This is a genomic window from Paraflavitalea devenefica (genome assembly GCF_011759375.1).
Classification (GTDB): Bacteria; Bacteroidota; Bacteroidia; order Chitinophagales; family Chitinophagaceae; genus Paraflavitalea; species Paraflavitalea devenefica.
This window is the reverse complement of sequence record NZ_JAARML010000004.1, coordinates 412,371-431,911: the sequence shown is the minus strand read 5'-3', so window position 1 is coordinate 431,911 and position 19,541 is coordinate 412,371. Positions and strand designations below refer to the sequence as shown.

Below are 19,541 nucleotides of genomic sequence, written 5' to 3'. Positions count from 1 at the left end.
GAATAAATAGCAAAAGGGTGAGCCGCCTTAGGAAGGCGACCCACCCTTTTGCTATTGTAACACCATTTTGGCGATCTCCCTTTGATCTTTATTGATATATACCAGCAGGTAAGTGCCTGCGGGCAGTTTGCCCAGGTTTAAGCTGGTTTGTGTGGATTTGTAATCCACATTTTGTTGCAACACGGTCCTGCCCTGCAGGTCTATTACCTGTAAGCGGGCATGCTTCGCTGCGCGGGCATATTGAACCCGCACCGGCGCCTGGCGGGGAGCAGGTACCGGGTATACCCATAACTTTCCTTCATTAGATCCCGCGGATGAACCGGGCCTGTTACCGGTTGGCCTTTCGGCTAATAGGATGCACAGGTCCACACGGATCGTAGTATCTCTGGTAGTAACACAGCCATTAATATTGCTGGTGATGGTCAGCTTGTAATAGCCGGTATCAAACTTTGTGATTGGTGAGATATACAACAATGGATTGCTACTAACAGTGCTGTTGGGGTATTGCCAGGTTGGCGTATAAAAACGGTTATAGGCAACATCTCCCAGGACATAATCAAACTGACACTCATAGGTGAGTGATAAACCTGTATTGATCATGGTGTCAATAGCTATATTGTTGGAATAACTGTTTCCGCAGGCATCTGTCATTTGTATCGTATACATTCCTTTGGGCAGATTATTGAAAACAGGATTGGATTGTGCAGGGGCGGCCCCTGGTCCTGCAGTGATCTGGTATTGAAAAGGAAGTACGCCTCTGTTGCTGTCGGGTTGCAGGCTCACGATCCTGTCCGTTCCGCAATGGCTCACGGCTGTCTGAGGCTGCAACCATGGCTGCTGGTAAACAGGGATATGGATGTTGCGGGAGATGACATCGCAACCAAAATCTGCCATTCCCTGTAATAAATAATTGGCGGGACTGCCCCCATAATTATAATCTACCTGGTAAAGACCGGGCTGCAGGTTAACAGCCGAGTCTTTGAAATCAGTTTGGGTAACAAGCTGCGTGGCAGTAATGCTTCCGTTGATGGTTATATAATCAAAATCGGCCACGTTGCCAGTACCGTTGTAAATGATCTTGTTATCATTTACACAACCTTTCACCAGGTTGGCGTCAAAAGTTACCTGCTTAACCATGGAGGGAGAGATCACCATATCTACTGTGTCTTTTTGTCCGCAGGCATCTGCATAGTAAAGTGTGTAGGTACCTGCGGTCAGGTAGCCAAGGCTAATAATGTCGGCACTGCCAAACAGGTTATGCAACGTATCCGGATAAATATAGTTGTGTACCGAGCCATCGGCAAAGGTAATAGCGGCAGGCCCCGAAGCCACAATGAGTGTACCGGGTACTTTGCTGGAATTCAGGATCTGGGCGAAGGCGGTGCCTTCCTTACAGGAGGGCTCCAGGGAATAGTCCAGGGTTAACCGGGGAATTTCCTGCCAATTGAAGATCAGGGAGTCTTTGGCACAACAATCTTCGCGGATTACTTTATAACCATTCCCCGCGGGAAAGCCTGAAAAAGTAGAATTATTCACCTGCGAGGCTACCACCACGCCTGTAGGATTGACCAATGTGTAGGTGATGGTGCTGCAATGTACCGGTATAGGAAGCGGGTAGGTGGGATTGTTATCCCTGCCCAGGTCAAAGGTATAGTTGTATTGACTGCTGCATCCGCCGGCCGGAAGTCTTGTAATCGTCATGTCAGGACTCATATAGGTGGATACACTTTTGGATGTTCCGCAGGCATTGAACACCGTGAGTGTAAGCCAGGGGTTCACCAGCGGTGTATGTTTGTACCTGAACCAGAAGGTATCGTTCATGATAGCGGTGGGCACCGGGAAGGTATGCGTGATCACTATACCATTGGGCAATCTAAGCTCGGCCCGGAAAGGGGCATTGAAGCTGGCGCTTGCAGGGGAAGTGATGCGATAAGCATAATAGAAAGAGTCGCAGGCTACCCATTGCAATTTTATAGCAGTAATGTTGAAGGTATTGTTGGTATTCTCCAGCAAGGTCACAGTCCTTGTTTGAAAATTACCACAACTGTCCTGTACCCGGTAGGTATATACGCCTGCGGGCAGGTTGCTGAAAACATTGCCTGCCTGGTTGGTCACAATCACCGGCGATGGCGCTATGAGTGAATACGTAAACGGCGCCCTGCCGCCGGTTACCTGGATGGTCATGGAACCATCGGCAGTACCCTGACAAGAAGGCGGGATAAGCGTTTCAGATGTATTGGGCGTGGTATAGGTACCACCGATGGTAAAGTTGCGGGTTACTGTATTGTTACAGTTATCAGTAACCTGTAAGGTATAAGTGCCATTGGCCAGTGCTTCAAATTTGTCGCCCGATTGGGGAGGCGCCGTTACCGGTCCGGCAATGATGGAATACGTGTAGGGAGCAGCGCCGCCTGATGCCTGCACCTGAGCAGTGCCTGATGACTGGCACCGGCTGTCGGTGGTGAGCACCCCATCAATTTGTAAAGGTGTGGCCGGCGGGCATTGGGCCGCAGCGGTCTTTATCAGCAATACCAGGCAGCCCCACAGCATTTTCCGTAATAATGGATACATAGGGATGGATATTATATCCTGATCTAACGGGCGCCGGAAGGGGTTATTTTGAGGGCCTGGAAGCCTTATGCATTAAGTGCCGGCAGGGGAGGGGTGAGTTGAAAGGAACCGGGTTTTAATTGCATAATAAAAAAGCGATACAGGCTTACCCTGTATCGCTTGATATAATAATTGATCGTATTACCACATCATTTTTCCCTGGTAATAGTCCAGGATCTTTGTACGCAGTACATAATCATACCGCTGAATAATTAAATTGGTATTGGACCTGTCGAGGTTGTTTTTAGCAAGCAGGTATTCTACGGAAGTAGAAGCGCCTTCATTGAACCGTACTTCAGCTATCCGGAAATTTTCTGTATACGAACCTACCTGGTCTACCAGTGCCTGGTACTTGTTGAGGGAGGCTTCCATATTGAAATGGTCCCGCTCAATGTTCTGTTTTAACTGTATCTGCGTGGTTTGGGCAGTGTATTCAGCCTGCTTTTGATCAATCTTAGCCAGCGCTACCTGGTTCCTCCTTTGCAAGCCGTTCAGGATGGGAATACTAACACCAATACCTACACCAGTGCTGTAGTTATTACTAAGCTGGTCGTAATAGGATACCTTGCCGCCCGAAGTATCTACACCGGTACTGGAAAAGCGGGTATCTATGCCACCGCCGATGCCGATGGTGGGGAATAAGGCGCCCCGGGCTGCTTTCACATCTTTTTCGGCGCTTTTTTGCCGCAGGTTGGCTGCTTTTACCAGTGCCAGTTGTTCCGTAGCTACCTGGTATATGCTGTCTGGAGTAGCCTGATAATCCATGGCAAACTGTTCGGCTGTCAGTCTTTCCACCTGCAGCGCGTCATTATAGGGCACATTCATCAATTGAGCCAGCCTGAGCTTGGCGGCATTCAGGTTATTCCCGCTGTTGATGATGGCCAGTTTATTATCGGCCAGTTGTCCTTTCAGGTCATACAGGTCCGATGGTTTGATAGCGCCTTCTTTATGCATTATTTCCAGCCGCTCCACCTGTTGCCGGCTTACCGACTCCTGCTTTTTTGCCTGCTCCAGCAGGTCTATATTGGTCAGTATCTCCAGGTAGGCCAATATTACATCCAGCGTCAGGTTATCTTTCTGCTGTTGCAGTTCCAGGCGGCTGGCTTCATAGTCATATTGCCTTGCTTTTAAATTATTGATCAGGCGAAGGCCGTTGAACAGGGTGAGGTCGGCATTTAGGCTATAAGTAGCAGAAGTATAACTCTGGTTCACATAACTGTTGGTAGTAGGATCAATACTACGTCCCTGGTTGAGGTTGTGGTTCACGCTGCCATTAAGGGAAGGCAACAGGTTGGCTTTGCCCTGCTTCCAGCCTACGGCTGAACGCTGCATCTGCAGGTCGCGCTGTTTCACATCTATATTATTGGCAATAGCCGTTTCTACACACTGCTTCAGTGTTATGGGCGTAGTTTGCGCAAGACTGTTCAGCGACATCAATGCTACCGCATAACAGGTCAACATGGCTTTACCTGGTTTCATTATTGTTTCTCCTTTTGATTAGGTTTTATATACTGAATGCCGGATGCTTAGTTGTCAATCCTTCCATCCAGCAGGTTAATAATATGCGTGCCATAGCCTGCATTCTTTTCCGAGTGGGTTACCTGTATAATGGTCACGCCTTCATTGTTCAGTTGTTTGAACAGGTCCATGATATCTTCCCCCTGTTTGGAATTGAGGTTACCGGTAGGCTCATCGGCCAGCAGTAACTGTGGTTTGGCAATCAGGGCGCGGGCAATACCTACCAGTTGCTGTTGTCCGCCGGAAAGCTGGGTAGGGAAGAGATCTTTCTTGCCTACTATCTGGAAACGGTCCAGTATATCGGCTACCATTGCCTTACGTTCAGAAGCCTTGATATCCTGGTAAATGAGCGGGGTCTCAATATTCTCATATACGGTGAGCTCATCAATGAGGTGATAAGCCTGGAATACAAAGCCGATATGTCTTTTGTATAACTGGGAGCGCTGTTTCTCTTTCATGCTGTGCACTGCCTCCCCGTTAAAATAATATTCGCCTTCATTGGCATCGTCCAGCATGCCGATGATGTGCAACAGGGTGGATTTACCGGAACCGGAAGGCCCCATGATGGATACGAATTCACCTGCCTTAACCGTGAGATTAATATCTTTTAACAGGAAAGTAGGTTTGCCGCCTATCGTAACCCATTTGGAGATGTGCTTTAGCTCTAACATTCTATAGTTTTTAGTTTATTGTTTGTTGTTTATGGTTCATTATTCGCTTCGCAGGCTTTCCACCGGATTGGCTACTGCTACCCGGTATATCTGGATGATCATGGTGAGCAGGGCTATTCCTAACATACCCATAAAGCTGATCAGCAGGATATCCACGCCGATGGAAATACGGTTTGCAAATATGTTTAAAAAAAAGAAACTTAACAGGTACCCGATGGGTAAGGCTATACAGCCCGCAATCAGCAACAGCTTCCCAAAATTCCTGCTTAATAAGGTCATCACTGCTGCTACACTGGCCCCCATTACTTTCCGGATGCCAATTTCCTTGCGGCGCGTTTCTGTGGTATACATTACCATACCCAGCAGGCCCAGCGAGGCAATGGTGATGGTAATGAACGTGAGGAAGCCCAGCATGCCCACGGTACCGGTGGCGCTGTACCGGTTCTTCCATTCTTCCTGCAGCCAGCGGCCTTCAAAAGGTTGGTAGGGATATTGCTTTTTCCAGGCACCTTCTACTGTTTTCAGGAAAGTAGCCGGCAGGGAAGTAGCAGTGCTTACCACCAGGTAATGGAAGGCAGATGGTTTGTTACGTATCACCAGTGGAATGTACGGAATATCCAGCCCGCGATGGGAAAAGTTTTTGATCACACCGGCTATCTGTACCTGTACGCTGTCGTCGATCCAGATGGCTTTACCAATAGCCTGCTGCGGCGAAGTGATATGCAGTGGCTGCAGGGCCAGTTCATTCAGGATCACATATTGTTCGGTCTGCACGCTGTCTGGCGCAACGGGAAAACTGTTGCCTGCCACCAGGGTGAGGTTCATGGTATTGATAATGGCGGCATCTGCATAATAATAGTCCATGCTGATGGGGTCTGTTCCGGGGCGCGGCCTTACCCTGGTAGCGCCGGTAGCATCTTTACCGGGAATGGTAGAGATGGCTGCCACACTGGTAACGCCGCTCAGTTGTTCCAGTTCATGCTTCAGTACGGGCTGACCGGCTGCCGTTACAGGAATGGTGATGATATGGTCCTTTCTGAATCCGGGATCAGCATTGGCCATATAATCAAACTGACGGAAGAAGGTAAGCGTAAACACGGCCGCTATCAATGATAGCGAGAATTGTGTTACAATCAGGCTCTTCCTGAAATTATTTCCCAGGAATAATTTTACGGTAGAGAGGTTCTTTAATACTTCTACCGGTTTGAAAGCGGATAAGGCCCAGGCCGGTAATACGCCTGCCAGCAAGCCGGCAAAGAGGCTAAAGCCGAAGAACCATAAGAAAGTGGAGGCATCCGGTGTAAGATCGTCGGCCGATATCATATCCCGGCTGAATGCCTGACCGGTTATGATATGCAGCATAATCCAGCCCAGCAACAGTGCCAGAAATGCAGTGATGAGCGATTCAATAATAAACTGCACAAATACCTGTGTCCGTACCGCGCCCGATACTTTGCGAATGCCTACTTCCTTGCCTCTTTTCAATGAGCGGGCTACAGACAGGTTGGTATAGTTAAAGCAGGCCGATAACAGGATGATAAAGGCGATGACTATTTCGGCCAGTACTTTGCCGCGTGAACCGGTATTGCCCAGCGGAAAGCCCATTTCTTCGCTTAATATTATTTTATTGAAGGGTTGTACGGTAAAGGAGAAGTTTTCTTTTCCTACCAGCTTTGAGTGCTTTACCAGGCCGTCGGCAATGGTGCTTACTGCCTGGCTCAGTTGTTGTTTCCGGGCCTGTGGTTTCAGCAGTAAGTAAGTATAGGCGCTGGTGCCATTATTCCATCCCTGCAGGTTGGCTGCCAGTTTCCCCGTTTTTTCAAGCTGCGGTACAGAACTCATAGACATATAGGCGTCTTTCTCCAGGTGCGATTTGCCGGCAGGTTTATCCAGCACACCGGTCACCCGGAAATCGCCCAGGTTGGCCAGCGAGATTACCTGTCCCATGGCATCTGCCTGTCCAAAGAACTTTTCTGCGGTGGCTGCGCTCAATACAATGCTATTGGGCGCTGTTAAGGCTGTACGGGTATCGCCCGACCGGAGGGTAAAACCAAACAGTTGGAAGAAATGGTTGTCTACAAATGCCTGGCGTACGGACAGTTCTTTAACACCACTATTGGCATTACCATTCCAGGGATAAATGCGGGTGAAACTTTCTACGAGATCAAAGTCGGTAGTCAATTTATCCGCCAGCGGCAGGGGCGTACTGGCCAATGTAAAATCCCTGCCTTCTCTATTGGTCACATCGGTAATAATGCGGTATAGCTGGTCGGCATGGGGATGAAATTTGTCGTAGCTCAACTGGTCTTTCACACGAATGATCACCAGCAGGCATACGCTCATGCTGAGGCCCAGGCCAAAGATGTTGATGAAGGAAAAGGTCTTATTCCTCATCAGATTCCGGAACGCTATTTTGAGATAGTTCTTAAACAAAGTTTATTGTTTATAGTTTTTGTGAAACAGGCTAGTGGTAAATGGCAAGTGGCTAGTGCCTTCAGCACCCACTTGCTACTCGCCACTTACCACTCGCTCTTTCATTACTCGCTCCTCAGCGCTTTCACCGGGTTGGCCAGTGCAGCGCGGATGGTTTGTATGCTGAGCGTTAACAACGCGATCATGATCATCATACCGCCGCCCATGGCAAATATCCACCAGGGGATGGATGTACGGTAAGCAAAATTTTGTAACCAGGCATTAGATGCCCACCAGGCCAGTGGCGCTGTGATCACAAAGGCCAGGATTACCAGTACGATAAAATCTTTTGACAACAAGGATACGATCTGTGTTACAGAGGCGCCCAATACTTTACGAACGCCAATTTCTTTTACCCGTTGGTGCGTGGTATACATTACCAGTCCCAATAAGCCGAGGCAACTGATGAGTATAGCCAGCCCGCTGGCCCAGGTAAGCAGGCGGGAAGTGCGCTGCTCAGCTTCATAGAACTCCGCGATCTGCTCATCAAAAAACGAATAATCAAAACTGCGGTCGGGATGCACTTCTTTCAGGGCTTTCTCTATTTTGTCAATGGCCCGTTTCCAGGTATCGCTGCCGGCTTCGCGAGGCTGTAGCAGGATGTGGAAGGAACCGGCCTCTTTGCTTTTGGCGGTAAATACCAGCGGTGTAATGGCCTCATGCAGTGATTTGGTATGGAAATCGGCCACTACGCCCACAATGGGCAGCATAGATTTGTCGCGCCCATGGATATGCTTATCCACAATATCCGCGGGATTGGTATAGCCCATGTCGCGTGCATAGGCTTCATTCACCAGGTATTCTTTACGGGCAGTATCGCTGGGCAGCAACATCTTGCCGGCTACCAGTTTTATCTTATATAGGTCGAAGTAGGCAGCATCCCCGATCCGTATTTCCGTCTGCCTGTCGATGGTCTTTTGGCCATCATCGAAGGTGAGGGTAGAGGAGGAAGTGGCTTTCGTAGCCGGTGGAATACCACTGAGGCTTACCTGTTGTATTTCCGGTATGTTTTGCAGCTTCTGGAGCAATACCTGTTTTTTAGCAGTGCTTGCTTCCCGCCAGGGGATCGTAAAAGTGATGATGGCATCTTTCCGGTAGCCCAGGTCTTTATGCAGGGAATAATATATTTGTTGGGATACCATCAGGGTGCCAATGATGAAGAATTGTGCAATGATGAATTGGGATACGGTGAGCGTTTTGCGCAGCCAGGCGCTTCTTGTTTTACCGGTATTGCCGGAAGTCTGGTTCTTCAATACCAGTACCGGTTTAAACTTCGACAGTACGAGGGAAGGATAAAACCCTGCCAGCAGGCTTACTATGACCACCAATGCGATGATGAAGGTAATGATATTGGGTTCTATGATCCGGCTAAACGTAACGCCTTCCGGTATATAGTCGGCAAATGCTTTTAGCAGGAGCGGCATAAGCGCTATGGAAAGCAGGGTGGCAATAATAGTAAGCGCCAGCGTTTCATTCAGGAACTGGGCGACCAGTTGGCGTCTAGTACTACCCATTGTTTTGCGGATACCTATTTCTCTGGCCCGCTGAGCAGCCTGGGCGGTCGTAAGGTTAATAAAGTTGATACAGCCCAGTATCAGCAGGAAAGCAGCTACCAATAATAAGCCGTACAGGGTGGGTTTATCCGCCCTGCGCTGACCAAAAATTTCATATTTGCTGTTGAAGTGCAGGTCATACAAGGGTTGTAAAGAATGGCTGGCTGTAAATAGGGCGCTGTTAGGCGCGTGTTTGGTGATCAGGGCAGTGATCTGTGCCGCTGTTTGTTGAGGCGATACCTCTTTTTTCAGCTTCACAAAGAACTGGGAAGAGCCATAGTAGTTATTCCATACATCCCAGCTATAATTGTTTCCCAGGTTACGGGCAGGGATGGTAGAGAGGGCAATAAACTCTTTAAAAGTAAGATCAGTGACCTGGTCCAGGTCTTTCACAATACCGGCTACAGTAACAGCAATGCTGTCATCATACATCATTACCTGGCCTACTGCTTTGGTGGCATCCCCAACCGGAAAATATTCTTTGGCACGGCTTTCAGACAATACCACTACAGAAGGTCCTTTCAGCACATCCGGCGAGCCGGCCAGCCACTGATAGGCAAACAGGTTGAAATAATGCTGGTCGGCAAAGATCACCCCTTTGCGTTCCCTGAATACCGCCGGCTTTTCTGTACCGCTTTTATGGATGCTCACGCGGGGTTGGTACATCGTGTAAAAGCCCGCAGCAACTTCAATACCGGGAATAGCCGTGCCGGCTTCTGTTCGCAGGGGAGCGGGTACGCCGCTATTGTCAAAGGTCTTTCCCGAGAAGTTGAGGTTGGAAACCACCCGGTAAATGCGGTCCCCATCCTTGTGAAAGCGGTCGAAACTGAATTCATACTGCACAATCAGGTAAATGACCAGGGAGGCGCTGATGCCAACAGCCAGCCCCAATACGTTGATAAGGGAGAACACCTTATGTTTCCTGAAATTGCGAAATGCCAGTATAAAATAATTCCTGATCATACGGTAATGGTTTTAGTTTAAATAATTAAACTAAAAGGCTCCGGTAACGGCTGTTTGTTGCATTCGGGTAACATTTTCATGGCTATACTTTCCCTGGCCGTTTGGGAGCCTGCCGGTAGTATGGCAAACACATGCCAGAACGTAGCTGTATGATTTGCAATGTACTATGCAGGTATAAGCCTATGAGGTAGTTCGCTTCCGATACAAAAACTGTCCGGTTTTGATACAATGGAAAAGGCTAGTGGTGAATGGTGAGTGGCTAGTGGGCGTTGTTGCCTCCAAACTTCATCCCCCATTTCTCCGGCCTCGTCCTGCTTATACCGGGTTAATTTAATAAGATATTTACCTTTAAAACCCATTAAGTTGATAGTAGATTCCTTAATTACATACCATTAAAACATTGCAAGTATGGCTAAAATGAATCCTTATTTAAACTTCGACGGTAATACCGAAGAAGCCTTCAATTTTTACAAGTCTGTTTTTGGCGGTGAATTTACCGGCGTACATAAGTTTGGTACCATGCCAGGTGCAGAGAATATGCCGGAGAATGAAAAGAACAGGGTCATGCACATTGCATTGCCTATTGATGCACATACTACGCTGATGGGCTCCGATACGATGCCTTCCATGGGCCATCAACTGACGGTAGGGAATAATGTACATATATCCCTGCACCCCGCCAGCCGGGAAGAGGCAGACCATTTATTCAACGGTCTGAGCGCCGGCGGCGCCGTGGAAATGCCATTGCAGGATACTTTCTGGGGCGCTTATTTTGGTAGTTTCAAAGACAAGTTTGGCATTAGCTGGCTGGTGAATTTTGATCATAGCCAACAATAGGAGAGGTGTTAGCTTTTAGCCTTTAGCTGTTAGCGCCTTTGCTTCGCCAGGACATCAGTAGTAGATTATATGCTTATATGAAAAGCCCCGTTCATTAATGATGAGCGGGGCTTTTTCAAGCTATTGACCGGTACGGCTGAAAACGGGCCTTTAAGGACGATCTTAGTATTTATCGTTCTGTTTCATGATCCCTCCCGAATTATCAATTTGCGTTTGGGGAATGGGAAATACTTCATGCTTACCGTCTATGAATGCTTTTCCATGTGCCCGCATGAGCGTGCCTGCCCGTCCCTGGCGCACCAGGTCAAAGAAACGGTCATGCTCCATAGCCAGTTCCACCCGCCTTTCATTCCAGATGGCTGTTTTCAGATCGGCCTTGGCTGCCGCCGTGGTGTTGGCCAGACCAGCCCTGTTGCGTACGGCATTCAGGGAGGTTTGTGCCTGGCTGGGCAGGTCCTTTTCGTTGGCGGCTTCTGCATTCATCAGGTACACTTCCCCCATTCTCAATATCCTTACATTTTTGTTTGTATAGCTGTCACTGCTGTATGTTTCCTGGGTTTTACTGACATACGCCTTCCTATTATAGCGGGGATTGGAAGCGTTGACCAAAATAACGCCATCCCATAAGGTATCACCGATGTGAATGATGGTGGCATTTTTTCTTACATCACCCGCTTCAAAGGCCGAATCGAGGTTGGCAGAAGGGGTATTGAATCCCCAGCCGGAATAGGCATTGGTGACACCGCTGAAAGTAGCTCCCCGCATGGCCTGCACCTGGCTGTATTGCTGAACGCCGGCCAATGTAACGGTGCCCTTGCCTTGCACTTCAAATAAAGACTCCATACCATTTTCACCCACTTCCCGCCATATCCTGGTAAAGTCGGGCTCCAGTCCATAAGTGCCATACGTACCTGCAATAATAGCATTGGTAAGGCTCAGCACCTGGTCCCATTTCTGCTGGTACATACTTACTTTGGCCAGCAAGGCAGCAGCGGCGCCTTTACTCGCGCGACCGATATTGGCGGCGCCATATTCCTGTTTCGTGGGTAATATGCTTAAGGCATAATTAAGGTCTTCTTCAATAAATGCATAAACCTCCTCTTTTGTTCTTCTTATGTTGGCCCTTTCAAAGTCGGCCGGGTTGTTGGCATCCAGCGCAGTATCTACAATGGGTACGCCGCCATAAGTGCGTACCAGTGTAAAATAGAAGTAAGCCCGCAGGAAACGGGCTTCCGCCAGTAACCTTGTTTTCAGGGCCGCATCAATCTGGTATTTGGGTACATTGGCCAATGCTTCATTGGCCCTTTTGATGCCCTGGTAGTTGCCCGTCCACACTTCAATTACAGACCCGGAGGTGGGGGTATAGGTAAGGGCGTCCATGAGGTTTTTATCTCCTCCATTATCACCGGCTGAGCTTCCTTTATCTGCATCGTCAGAAGTGATACTGCTTACGCCGATCCAGGAGAAGGTAGCCGTATTCCACACCGTTAGCTGGTTATATACCATGGTTACAAAGCTGGTGGCGTTTTCGGGCTTCAGAAAGGTGGAATCTGTGGCCACCAGGATATTTTCATTGGCGGGGCTTAACCAGTCTTTTTTACAGGCCGGCAACAGGAACAGTACTGCCAGACCGGGAAGGAGATATGCTGATCGTTTTTTCATTTTGTGCTGATTGAAGGATTAAAAGGAGATGTTCACGCCCAACAGGTAGGTTGAGCTAACCGGGTACAGGTTTAATTCTATGCCCGAATCGAGCGGGCCTCCGGGCAACTCCGGTGTATAACCGCTGAATTGTTTAAAGATGACAGGGTTTTGTGCCGAAGCATATACCCGCAGCCTAGCTATGCCTGTTTTCTTACTTAAGGAAGAAAAGGTATAACCGGCAGTAATGTTGTTGATCCGGAAAAAACTGCCTGACTCAATGTAGTAGGTAGAAACCAGCGGACCGGTGCTGCTGGCCCTGGGATTGCTGGCGTCTGTATTGGTAGTAGTCCACCTGTCGACCGTCCTTGACATTTCAATATTGTCATAGCCTACCAGTACCGCTTTTTTGCCGTTGTATATTTTATTGCCGGCATTGCCATAGCAATCAAATGAAAAGTCAATGCTTTTCCAGGTAAATCCACCGTTGATGCCATAATAGGTTTTGGGCTGGTAAGCGCCTACAAACATTTTATCCTTATCATCTATCACCCCGTCCTTATTCCTGTCTTCAAACTTCAGGTCGCCCGGTTTGTACCCGCTATAGACGGGATAACTGGCGGCATCGGCTGCATCTTTGATAATGCCCAATACGTTATAGGCATAGAAGCTTCCAATGGGTTGTCCCTCTACTGTATAGGTTACCGTTTGCCCATTACCCAGGCTGCCGCCTGTGAGCTTCAGTACGCCGTTTACTTTCTCCACGTTGTTTTTATTCAGGGTGATGTTGCCCCCGATATAATAAGTAAAGTCGGCCCCGATCTTGTCGCTATACCGCAAGGTGATCTCTACGCCTTTGTTACGAACATCGGCCGCCTGGGAAATAACGGTGCCGGTGGTGCCGAAGGTTTGACCAATGGTGATGGGTACATACGCATTGGTGAGCTTATTATAATAGGTGATATCACCGGTTAACCGGCTGTTCAGTACACTGAACTCCACGCCGGCATCAATGCCCGAAGTGGTTTCCCAGCTATATTTTGCATTGGGGAGGGTGGCAAAGGTGATACCGGGTGAACTTATATTGTTGCCCTGATCGAATGAATAGGCTGAGGCATTTTGGGTAACAGGATTAAGGGCCGAACCATCCACGCTTCTGTCATTGCCGATCTTTCCATAGCCCACTCTAACCTTGAGCTCATTAAAGATATCCTGGTTATCCATAAATGCTTCGCGGGTTACGATCCAGGAAGCGCCGGCAGAATAGAAGGTGCCCCATTTTTCATTCACGGGGAAGTTGCTGGAACCGTCCCTTCTCAATACGCCGTTGATGTTATACTTATCCATCAAGGTATAGCTCAGCCTGCCATAATAAGAGGCCCTCTTTGTAAGTCCACCTGCATCTGTTAAGGTGATGGAGCCGGCCCTTGCCTGGCTTAAATACCACAGGTTGTCTTCATAAGGCACTCCTTTCCCGGTAACAGACAGGGAATAATATTTCCTGCGTTCGGAAGTATAACCTGCCGTGAGGCTGATTTCATGCTCCCGTCCGATGGTCCTGCTGTAGGTAGCATAATTGTCAAATATCCATCCAAATCCATCCCCCTGACTAATCGTTAAGGATGTATCGCTGTTCTGCTGTGCGCTCCATACAAAGTATTTGGGTGTAAAGCTTCTCCCTTTGTTGTTGTATTTGTCAATATTGAAACTGCTCCTGATGGTGAGCCCTTTTACAGGCGACAGTTCAGCATAGGCGTTGCCTACAAACCGTACCTGGCTGAAATTGCTGTTGGTATATTCCAATGCCGCCACGGGGTTACCTACCGTGATGAGGTCGGTATAGCCATAAGCGCCATTATCGAATTTCACCGGCACGGTGGGCGAGTTGCGGTAAGCATTCTGGAATTGATTGCCTTTGTTATTGCTTTTTGCAATATTGGCGGTCATGTTATGCCCCAGCTTTAAAAAGGGGGCGAGCCTGTACTCATTATTAAGCCGGAAAGTGCCCCGGGTAAAGTCGGCCCCCAATTGAATGCCTTTGTCGGTAAACAAGCCGGCACTGAAGTAGTAGGAGGTGTTGTCTGTACCTCCGCCCAGGCCCAGTACGTGGTTTTGCACAAGGCCATTATGGGTAATTTCATCAAACCAGTCTGTATCGTATTTCAACGTATCCAGGTTAAAAGCCGGCGCCAGTCCCTGGTAGGACCTTGTTTCATTGGTATACTGGGCATAGGTTTTGGCATCGGCCATTTTAATCTTCGAAGTAGGTGTTCTGAAGCCCACATAGGAATCAACGCTTATTCTCACTTTTCCTTTCTTACCGGTTTTGGTAGTGACCAGTATGACCCCATTGGAGCCACGGCTACCATAGATAGCCTGTGAAGAGGCATCTTTCAGCACTTCTACCGATTCAATGTCGGCGGTATTCAGGTTGGTGATGTCATCTGTAATAACCCCGTCCACAATATAAACCGGGTTGGCGTTACCGCTCACCGTACTGGTGCCGCGTATCCTTACCTGGGGTTGTGAGCCGGGAGCGCCGGAGCCAATCACCTGTACGCCCGCTGCTTTGCCTTGTAAGGCCTGAGCGGCTGTTAACAGCGGCTGCTTGGCCAGTTCTTTACCGCTGACCTTTACTACGGAGCCGGTGATCTGGCTTCTCCGCTGTGTACCATATCCTATTACAACGGCTTCATCCATCGTTTGGGTGGAGGGTTGCAGCGTAACGTTGATAGCCGTCCTGCTGCCCACGGTTTCTTCTGTGGGCATGAATCCCACGTAAGAGAAGAGCAATACGGCGTCATCAGGAACAGTGAGGGAGTAGTTCCCGTTCTGATCGGTGGTGGTGCCCATCGAGCTTCCTTTGATCGTTACAGAAACACCCGATAAAGGCTCGCCGGAGGGACTGGTGACCCTGCCGGTTACTTTAATTTCCTGTATAATGCTATTGCCCGGCGAATCCGATTGCTTTAAAACGATCAGGTTGGTATGCAGTATCGTATAAGTAATACCAGTATTGGCAAAAATAACCTGTAGCAGTTCATTGATACCTGCTTCCTCGGCTTCCACATTTACTTTAGGCTTTCCCTTGATAATATCTTCATCAAAAAGGAAACGGTAGCCGCTTCTTTTTTCAATGGCAAATAACACCTTCCTGATATCTGCTGTCTGCATTTTCAGTGTTATTTTTTCCTGTGAATACGTGTTGGCTGTGACCTGCAGGCCGGCAAGGGTGAGCAGCAGCATCGTCAATTTCATAATACGGTAGAGCTTTGGTGATAGCAGGTCCGGGCAAAAAAAGGACCTTGCTTCAATTTTTTTCATAATTTACAATTGAAGGGTTAATAACTGAGGTTCTCCTGGCGGGAGATCTGATGAAAAAAAGTTAACCTGGGCGGGGAATGTTGCTGCATTTCCCGCATTTTTTTTAAGCGGTTCAGGAACTGTTGCTATTCGTCATATGGCGCTACGTTATCGGTGAATAATTATTTTGTTACCCTGCCTTTCAAAATGAAAAGGGGTGGTGATGGTCAGTGCTTCCATAGCCTGTTCAATGGTTTCATGGGTAAAGGTCCCGGTAAGCTTTTTGGCTGCCAGCACAGGGTCATTGATCACAATCTCTACGCCATAGCGCCGTTCCATCCGGGCAGCGAGCTCTCCGAAAAGTTCTTCATTGAAAACAAGTTTGTTGTTGATCCACTCGATCTCCGCTACTGTACTGTCGAGCGGATTGTATTGCAGTTTGTTGATAGATACCAGCGGTTTTCCGGGGCTCTGGAGCAGGAGGGTGTCTTTACCGGCTTTTATGGTGTTGTTTACGATCAGTTGCTCATGCGGAGAAAGGGTGATCTTATCGTTTGAGCGGCTCCTGAGGGATACTTCAATACGTCCGCGTATAAGGCTGATGGCTGAGGTCTTGTCTTCCGGGTAAGCTCTTACATTGAAAGCGGTACCCAGTACTTTGATATCAAAACCGGTGGCATGGATGAGAAATGGCCTGGTTGCATCTTTTACCACATCAAAGAAACCTTCACCGGTTAAGGTCACTTCCCGGTTCCCTTTACCGAAATCCTTATGGTAGGTGAGCTTACTGCCTGCATTCAACCGGACCATCGATCCGTCGGGAAGCTGAACGTTGGAGGTAGCGCCCAGGCGGGCGCTGATCACGTTCATGGCGGGGCTGGCGGGCATGTTGTTTTTTATGCCGGGCGATTTGCGGGATACGAGGAAAAAGACCAATACCAGGCAGGCCGCCACCCCGGTAAGGGCATAGATCTTCCGCCAATGCCTTTTCCCGGAAAAGGAGTTGCCGGCATCCGGCGTATCAATATCCTGATCATAGTCAAAGGCAATATTGTTTTCAGCCATGCGCTGCAGGTGGTGGAGGTAAGCGTCTTCTGCTTGCGGGGTATCGGCAGGCTGCCTGGAATGCCACATATCTTCCAGGTTCTGTAAAGCATACTGCCATTCCGGATGCTGGCGGATCAATTGCTCCAGCTCCAGTAGCTCCTGCGGGGTGGCTTCTCCCGCTAATTTCTTTGAAAAGATGATCCAAAAGTCCTCCTGGCTCATTCGGTTGGATTGGGTTATGCCAGTAAGACATTCCTGCGATAAGAAAACCCTGAAAGGCGGATAAAATATTTTTTGGGATTATTTCTTAGGCGTCTTTTGCCCCTGGTGAGCGGTAATGTCCAGGTACATACACTTACCCAGGCGGCGGATGGCGATAGCCATTTGGGTTTCTACTGTTTTTACGGAGATCTGCAAGAGGTCGGCTACTTCTTTGTATTTAAGTCCGTCTTCCTTTACCAGTTTGAAAATAAGCTGGCAGCGGACCGGCAATTCTTCAATGGCTTTCCTGATCTTTTGTATCAGTTCTTCTGTCATCAGTAATTTTTCCGGATCGAAGTAAACACTGTTGAGCGGTACGATCCATTCGCCTGTATCCAGCGCCCGCTGGCGTTTTTGGCGCTCGATCCTGTTGAGTGATCTGTTTTTGATGGAAGTGTATAAGTAGGAGAGGGGGGATTCAATATTGGTCAGCTTTTCTCTTTTTTCCCACACAAAAGCAAACGTGTCTGAAACAACTTCCTCGGCATCATTGTGTGATTTCAGGATGCCATACGCAAATTGGCACAACTGTTTGTACAGCAGGAGGAACAGCTCTTTGTAAGCGGCTTTGCTATCCTGCAGTGCAATCTGGTCAAGCAACCTTTTTATGTGGGCGTTATCTGGCATGGGTCAGATGAGGCCGTAAATATATTTATTAAATTATAATTAAAAAGAACGATAAAGCCCGAAGAGCTATTACCTATTACAATTAATAATAAGATAATAGCCTTTCGGACTTCTCCGGTGTTATAGAAATCTTATTCAGTGGCTATGGCAATACCACTAATTTTTTGGTCGTGCTTGTATAGCCGGTCCTTATTTGCACATAATACAATCCGGCTGGCAGGGCCGCGAGGCTTATAGACTGCTGGAAATACCCTGCAGGCTTTTCATACTGGTAGGTCCTGGCCAGTTGTCCCCGGTTATTGAATAATTGTACCGTCATCTTTCCTTTCTCCGCTGTATTCACACTCAATATTGTATTTCCTTTAGCCGGGTTATTGCGCAGGCTGATACTGCCATCGAAAGTGGCTATACTTTCCCGGGTTACTGTTGCTACCAGGGCGGCGGGCGCCTGGCTCAATGATGCAGTACTATCGCTAAGCCGTATATCTATTACCGAGATATGGCCAAAGGTGCTGCCGGTTTTCACGCGGGCCTCAATCACCTGGCTGCCATAACAATTGGTAAACTGCGCGTGGTTGGTATAAGTATGATTGTACGCGGCGTCATATTCTTTCCACGCACTATCACCTGCTTTTCTTACCTGTAATATCCGTGGGCCAGTACCTTCCCGGTTGCCCCAGAAAGAGATCGTTGCTTTCTTGCCGGCAGGGATAGCGAACGTGAGACTGGTAATACCGGAAGAAGTATGGAAGTACACATTATCACGTATGGCACTGGCCGGATAATCGCCTACAGGGCTTACATAACCATTGGTGTTAACGGAAATATCACCGGTCGTATAGGTGCCGCTGGGTTTCTTATCGGCCGCAATAGACAGGTTGACTGTTACACCTACAGTATCTTTCGCGGTCGCCAGCCAGGTGCCGGCAACGCCGCTGGTGATATTATTCCATTGTACATTATTCGTGTCGGTAGTAGTCGTGGCGGCGGCACCCAGATCAATCAAAATACGCTGGCTGCCGGATACAGGTGTAGTATCTGGTGGTGGCGGCTGGAGTGAATGTTGCAGGAACCAGGCATAAATATCGGTTGCCCCGTTGTATTTGATGCTCTTGTTGTAGACATTGTCCCATACTCCTCCGTTATGTCCACCTCCTGCTACAGGCGTCAATAAAGCGGTACCGCCGTTGGCGTTGATGGAATCTGCATACCGTATGCTATTGTTATAGCGGAAAGAGGGTGAGTTGTTATCTGCCGTTCCGCATACGAGCCAGATATCTTTTCCTGCCCACCGGTCTGAGTTGACCCGCCAGGCGCTATCTCCTTGTTCATAGTGTGTAGCGAGGGAGGCAGCGGCAGTAATGCTGTCGCCATAACCGGTATTTTCCAGGAAATACCGCATCACGCTTCTTCCTCCAAAGCTTAAGCCTGTTAAATACACCCGGTTACGGTCTACCCTGTATTTGGCTTTGAAGAGGTTGATCAGCCTGTTTAATTCAGCGCCGCTGATATCGCCTATTCGTGTTTGCGGGGCAAATACCAGGAAGGGAATATTGTTACCATTTTTCAGGTACTTGGGCAATCCTGTATTGTACAGGGATGAGTCTACGCTGATGCTATCCGCTCCTGTACTCCCATATCCTTCCCCATATCCATGGGTGAAAATAATTAGGGGATAGGAGGAGTCGGAACTGTTATAGCCGGCTGGCTGGTAGGTCATGCCCCAGTAAAAACGGGTGGTATTGGGGATTGTCCATTTTTCGGTGAAGCGGGTTTGTGCGTTGATGGTAACGCATAAGGCGAACCCGCCAAGAAAAGTAAAGAGCTTTTTCATGGGATCTGTTGATTTAATGATTGAATAATTGGCAGGCGAAAATAACCGGGCAGGATGGTTTACGCAATCGGATTGTTACTAACAACCCAGGTGTAAACTACGCTTATGCCTGCTTAACGATACCCAGTTACCACGAGGTATTCACCATTTACCATGAGTTGGTGTCCCGCAAAGCAGGACAATGCGGATGGCTGACTGTTCAAT

General features: G+C 48.4%; 11 protein-coding genes. 1 reads left to right on the top strand and 10 read right to left on the bottom strand.

Annotated elements, in window-relative coordinates:
• Window positions 1-51: 51 nt before the first annotated feature.
• From HB364_RS23305 to HB364_RS23285, 5 genes are all read right to left on the bottom strand, one after another.
• Window positions 52-2,571, bottom strand: a complete 2,520-nt coding sequence (locus HB364_RS23305) for a T9SS type A sorting domain-containing protein (protein ID WP_167290742.1) — start codon at window positions 2,569-2,571, stop codon at window positions 52-54.
• A 180-nt stretch (window positions 2,572-2,751) separates the two neighbouring features.
• Entirely contained in the window at window positions 2,752-4,089 is a 1,338-nt protein-coding gene (locus HB364_RS23300; protein WP_167290741.1) for a TolC family protein, read from the bottom strand.
• A 47-nt stretch (window positions 4,090-4,136) separates the two neighbouring features.
• On the bottom strand, window positions 4,137-4,799 hold the full coding sequence (locus HB364_RS23295) for an ABC transporter ATP-binding protein (protein WP_167290740.1): 663 nt from the start codon (window positions 4,797-4,799) through the stop codon (window positions 4,137-4,139).
• Window positions 4,800-4,838: 39 nt separating this feature from the next.
• The gene (locus HB364_RS23290; RefSeq protein WP_167290739.1) at window positions 4,839-7,232 is read right to left on the bottom strand and encodes an ABC transporter permease; all 2,394 of its coding nucleotides are present in this window, start codon (window positions 7,230-7,232) and stop codon (window positions 4,839-4,841) included.
• A gap of 104 nt (window positions 7,233-7,336) precedes the next feature.
• On the bottom strand, window positions 7,337-9,787 hold the full coding sequence (locus tag HB364_RS23285) for an ABC transporter permease (protein ID WP_167290738.1): 2,451 nt from the start codon (window positions 9,785-9,787) through the stop codon (window positions 7,337-7,339).
• A gap of 408 nt (window positions 9,788-10,195) precedes the next feature.
• On the opposite strand from HB364_RS23285, the gene HB364_RS23280 reads away from it, so the two are divergent.
• Window positions 10,196-10,624 carry a VOC family protein gene (locus tag HB364_RS23280; protein WP_167290737.1) on the top strand — a complete coding sequence of 143 codons (429 nt, stop codon included), beginning with the start codon at window positions 10,196-10,198 and terminating at the stop codon, window positions 10,622-10,624.
• Between the two features lie 162 nt (window positions 10,625-10,786).
• On the opposite strand, the gene HB364_RS23275 is transcribed toward HB364_RS23280, so the two are convergent.
• From HB364_RS23275 to HB364_RS23255, 5 genes are all read right to left on the bottom strand, one after another.
• Window positions 10,787-12,286 (bottom strand): RagB/SusD family nutrient uptake outer membrane protein, encoded by a 1,500-nt coding sequence (locus tag HB364_RS23275; protein ID WP_167290736.1) that lies wholly within the window; start codon window positions 12,284-12,286, stop codon window positions 10,787-10,789.
• Window positions 12,287-12,304: 18 nt separating this feature from the next.
• A complete protein-coding gene (locus tag HB364_RS23270; RefSeq protein WP_167290735.1) occupies window positions 12,305-15,523 on the bottom strand; it encodes a TonB-dependent receptor in 3,219 nt (1,072 codons plus the stop codon).
• Between the two features lie 213 nt (window positions 15,524-15,736).
• Window positions 15,737-16,837, bottom strand: coding sequence for a FecR domain-containing protein (locus HB364_RS23265; protein ID WP_167290734.1), 1,101 nt, complete (start codon window positions 16,835-16,837; stop codon window positions 15,737-15,739).
• Between the two features lie 78 nt (window positions 16,838-16,915).
• On the bottom strand, window positions 16,916-17,503 hold the full coding sequence (locus HB364_RS23260; RefSeq protein ID WP_167290733.1) for an RNA polymerase sigma-70 factor: 588 nt from the start codon (window positions 17,501-17,503) through the stop codon (window positions 16,916-16,918).
• A 142-nt stretch (window positions 17,504-17,645) separates the two neighbouring features.
• Complete coding sequence (locus tag HB364_RS23255; RefSeq protein ID WP_167290732.1) at window positions 17,646-19,337, bottom strand: T9SS type A sorting domain-containing protein; 1,692 nt, start codon at window positions 19,335-19,337, stop codon at window positions 17,646-17,648.
• Window positions 19,338-19,541 lie beyond the last annotated feature (204 nt).

Bases quoted from the DNA above. Each gene is read 5' to 3' on its own strand.
- HB364_RS23285 (WP_167290738.1), bottom strand. From the start codon at position 9,787: ATGATCAGGAATTATTTTATACTGGCATTTCGCAATTTCAGGAAACAT.
- HB364_RS23275 (WP_167290736.1), bottom strand. From the start codon at position 12,286: ATGAAAAAACGATCAGCATATCTCCTTCCCGGTCTGGCAGTACTGTTC.
- HB364_RS23280 (WP_167290737.1), top strand. From the start codon at position 10,196: ATGGCTAAAATGAATCCTTATTTAAACTTCGACGGTAATACCGAAGAA.
- HB364_RS23265 (WP_167290734.1), bottom strand. From the start codon at position 16,837: ATGAGCCAGGAGGACTTTTGGATCATCTTTTCAAAGAAATTAGCGGGA.
- HB364_RS23260 (WP_167290733.1), bottom strand. From the start codon at position 17,503: ATGCCAGATAACGCCCACATAAAAAGGTTGCTTGACCAGATTGCACTG.
- HB364_RS23300 (WP_167290741.1), bottom strand. From the start codon at position 4,089: ATGAAACCAGGTAAAGCCATGTTGACCTGTTATGCGGTAGCATTGATG.
- HB364_RS23295 (WP_167290740.1), bottom strand. From the start codon at position 4,799: ATGTTAGAGCTAAAGCACATCTCCAAATGGGTTACGATAGGCGGCAAA.
- HB364_RS23255 (WP_167290732.1), bottom strand. From the start codon at position 19,337: ATGAAAAAGCTCTTTACTTTTCTTGGCGGGTTCGCCTTATGCGTTACC.
- HB364_RS23305 (WP_167290742.1), bottom strand. From the start codon at position 2,571: ATGTATCCATTATTACGGAAAATGCTGTGGGGCTGCCTGGTATTGCTG.
- HB364_RS23270 (WP_167290735.1), bottom strand. From the start codon at position 15,523: ATGAAATTGACGATGCTGCTGCTCACCCTTGCCGGCCTGCAGGTCACA.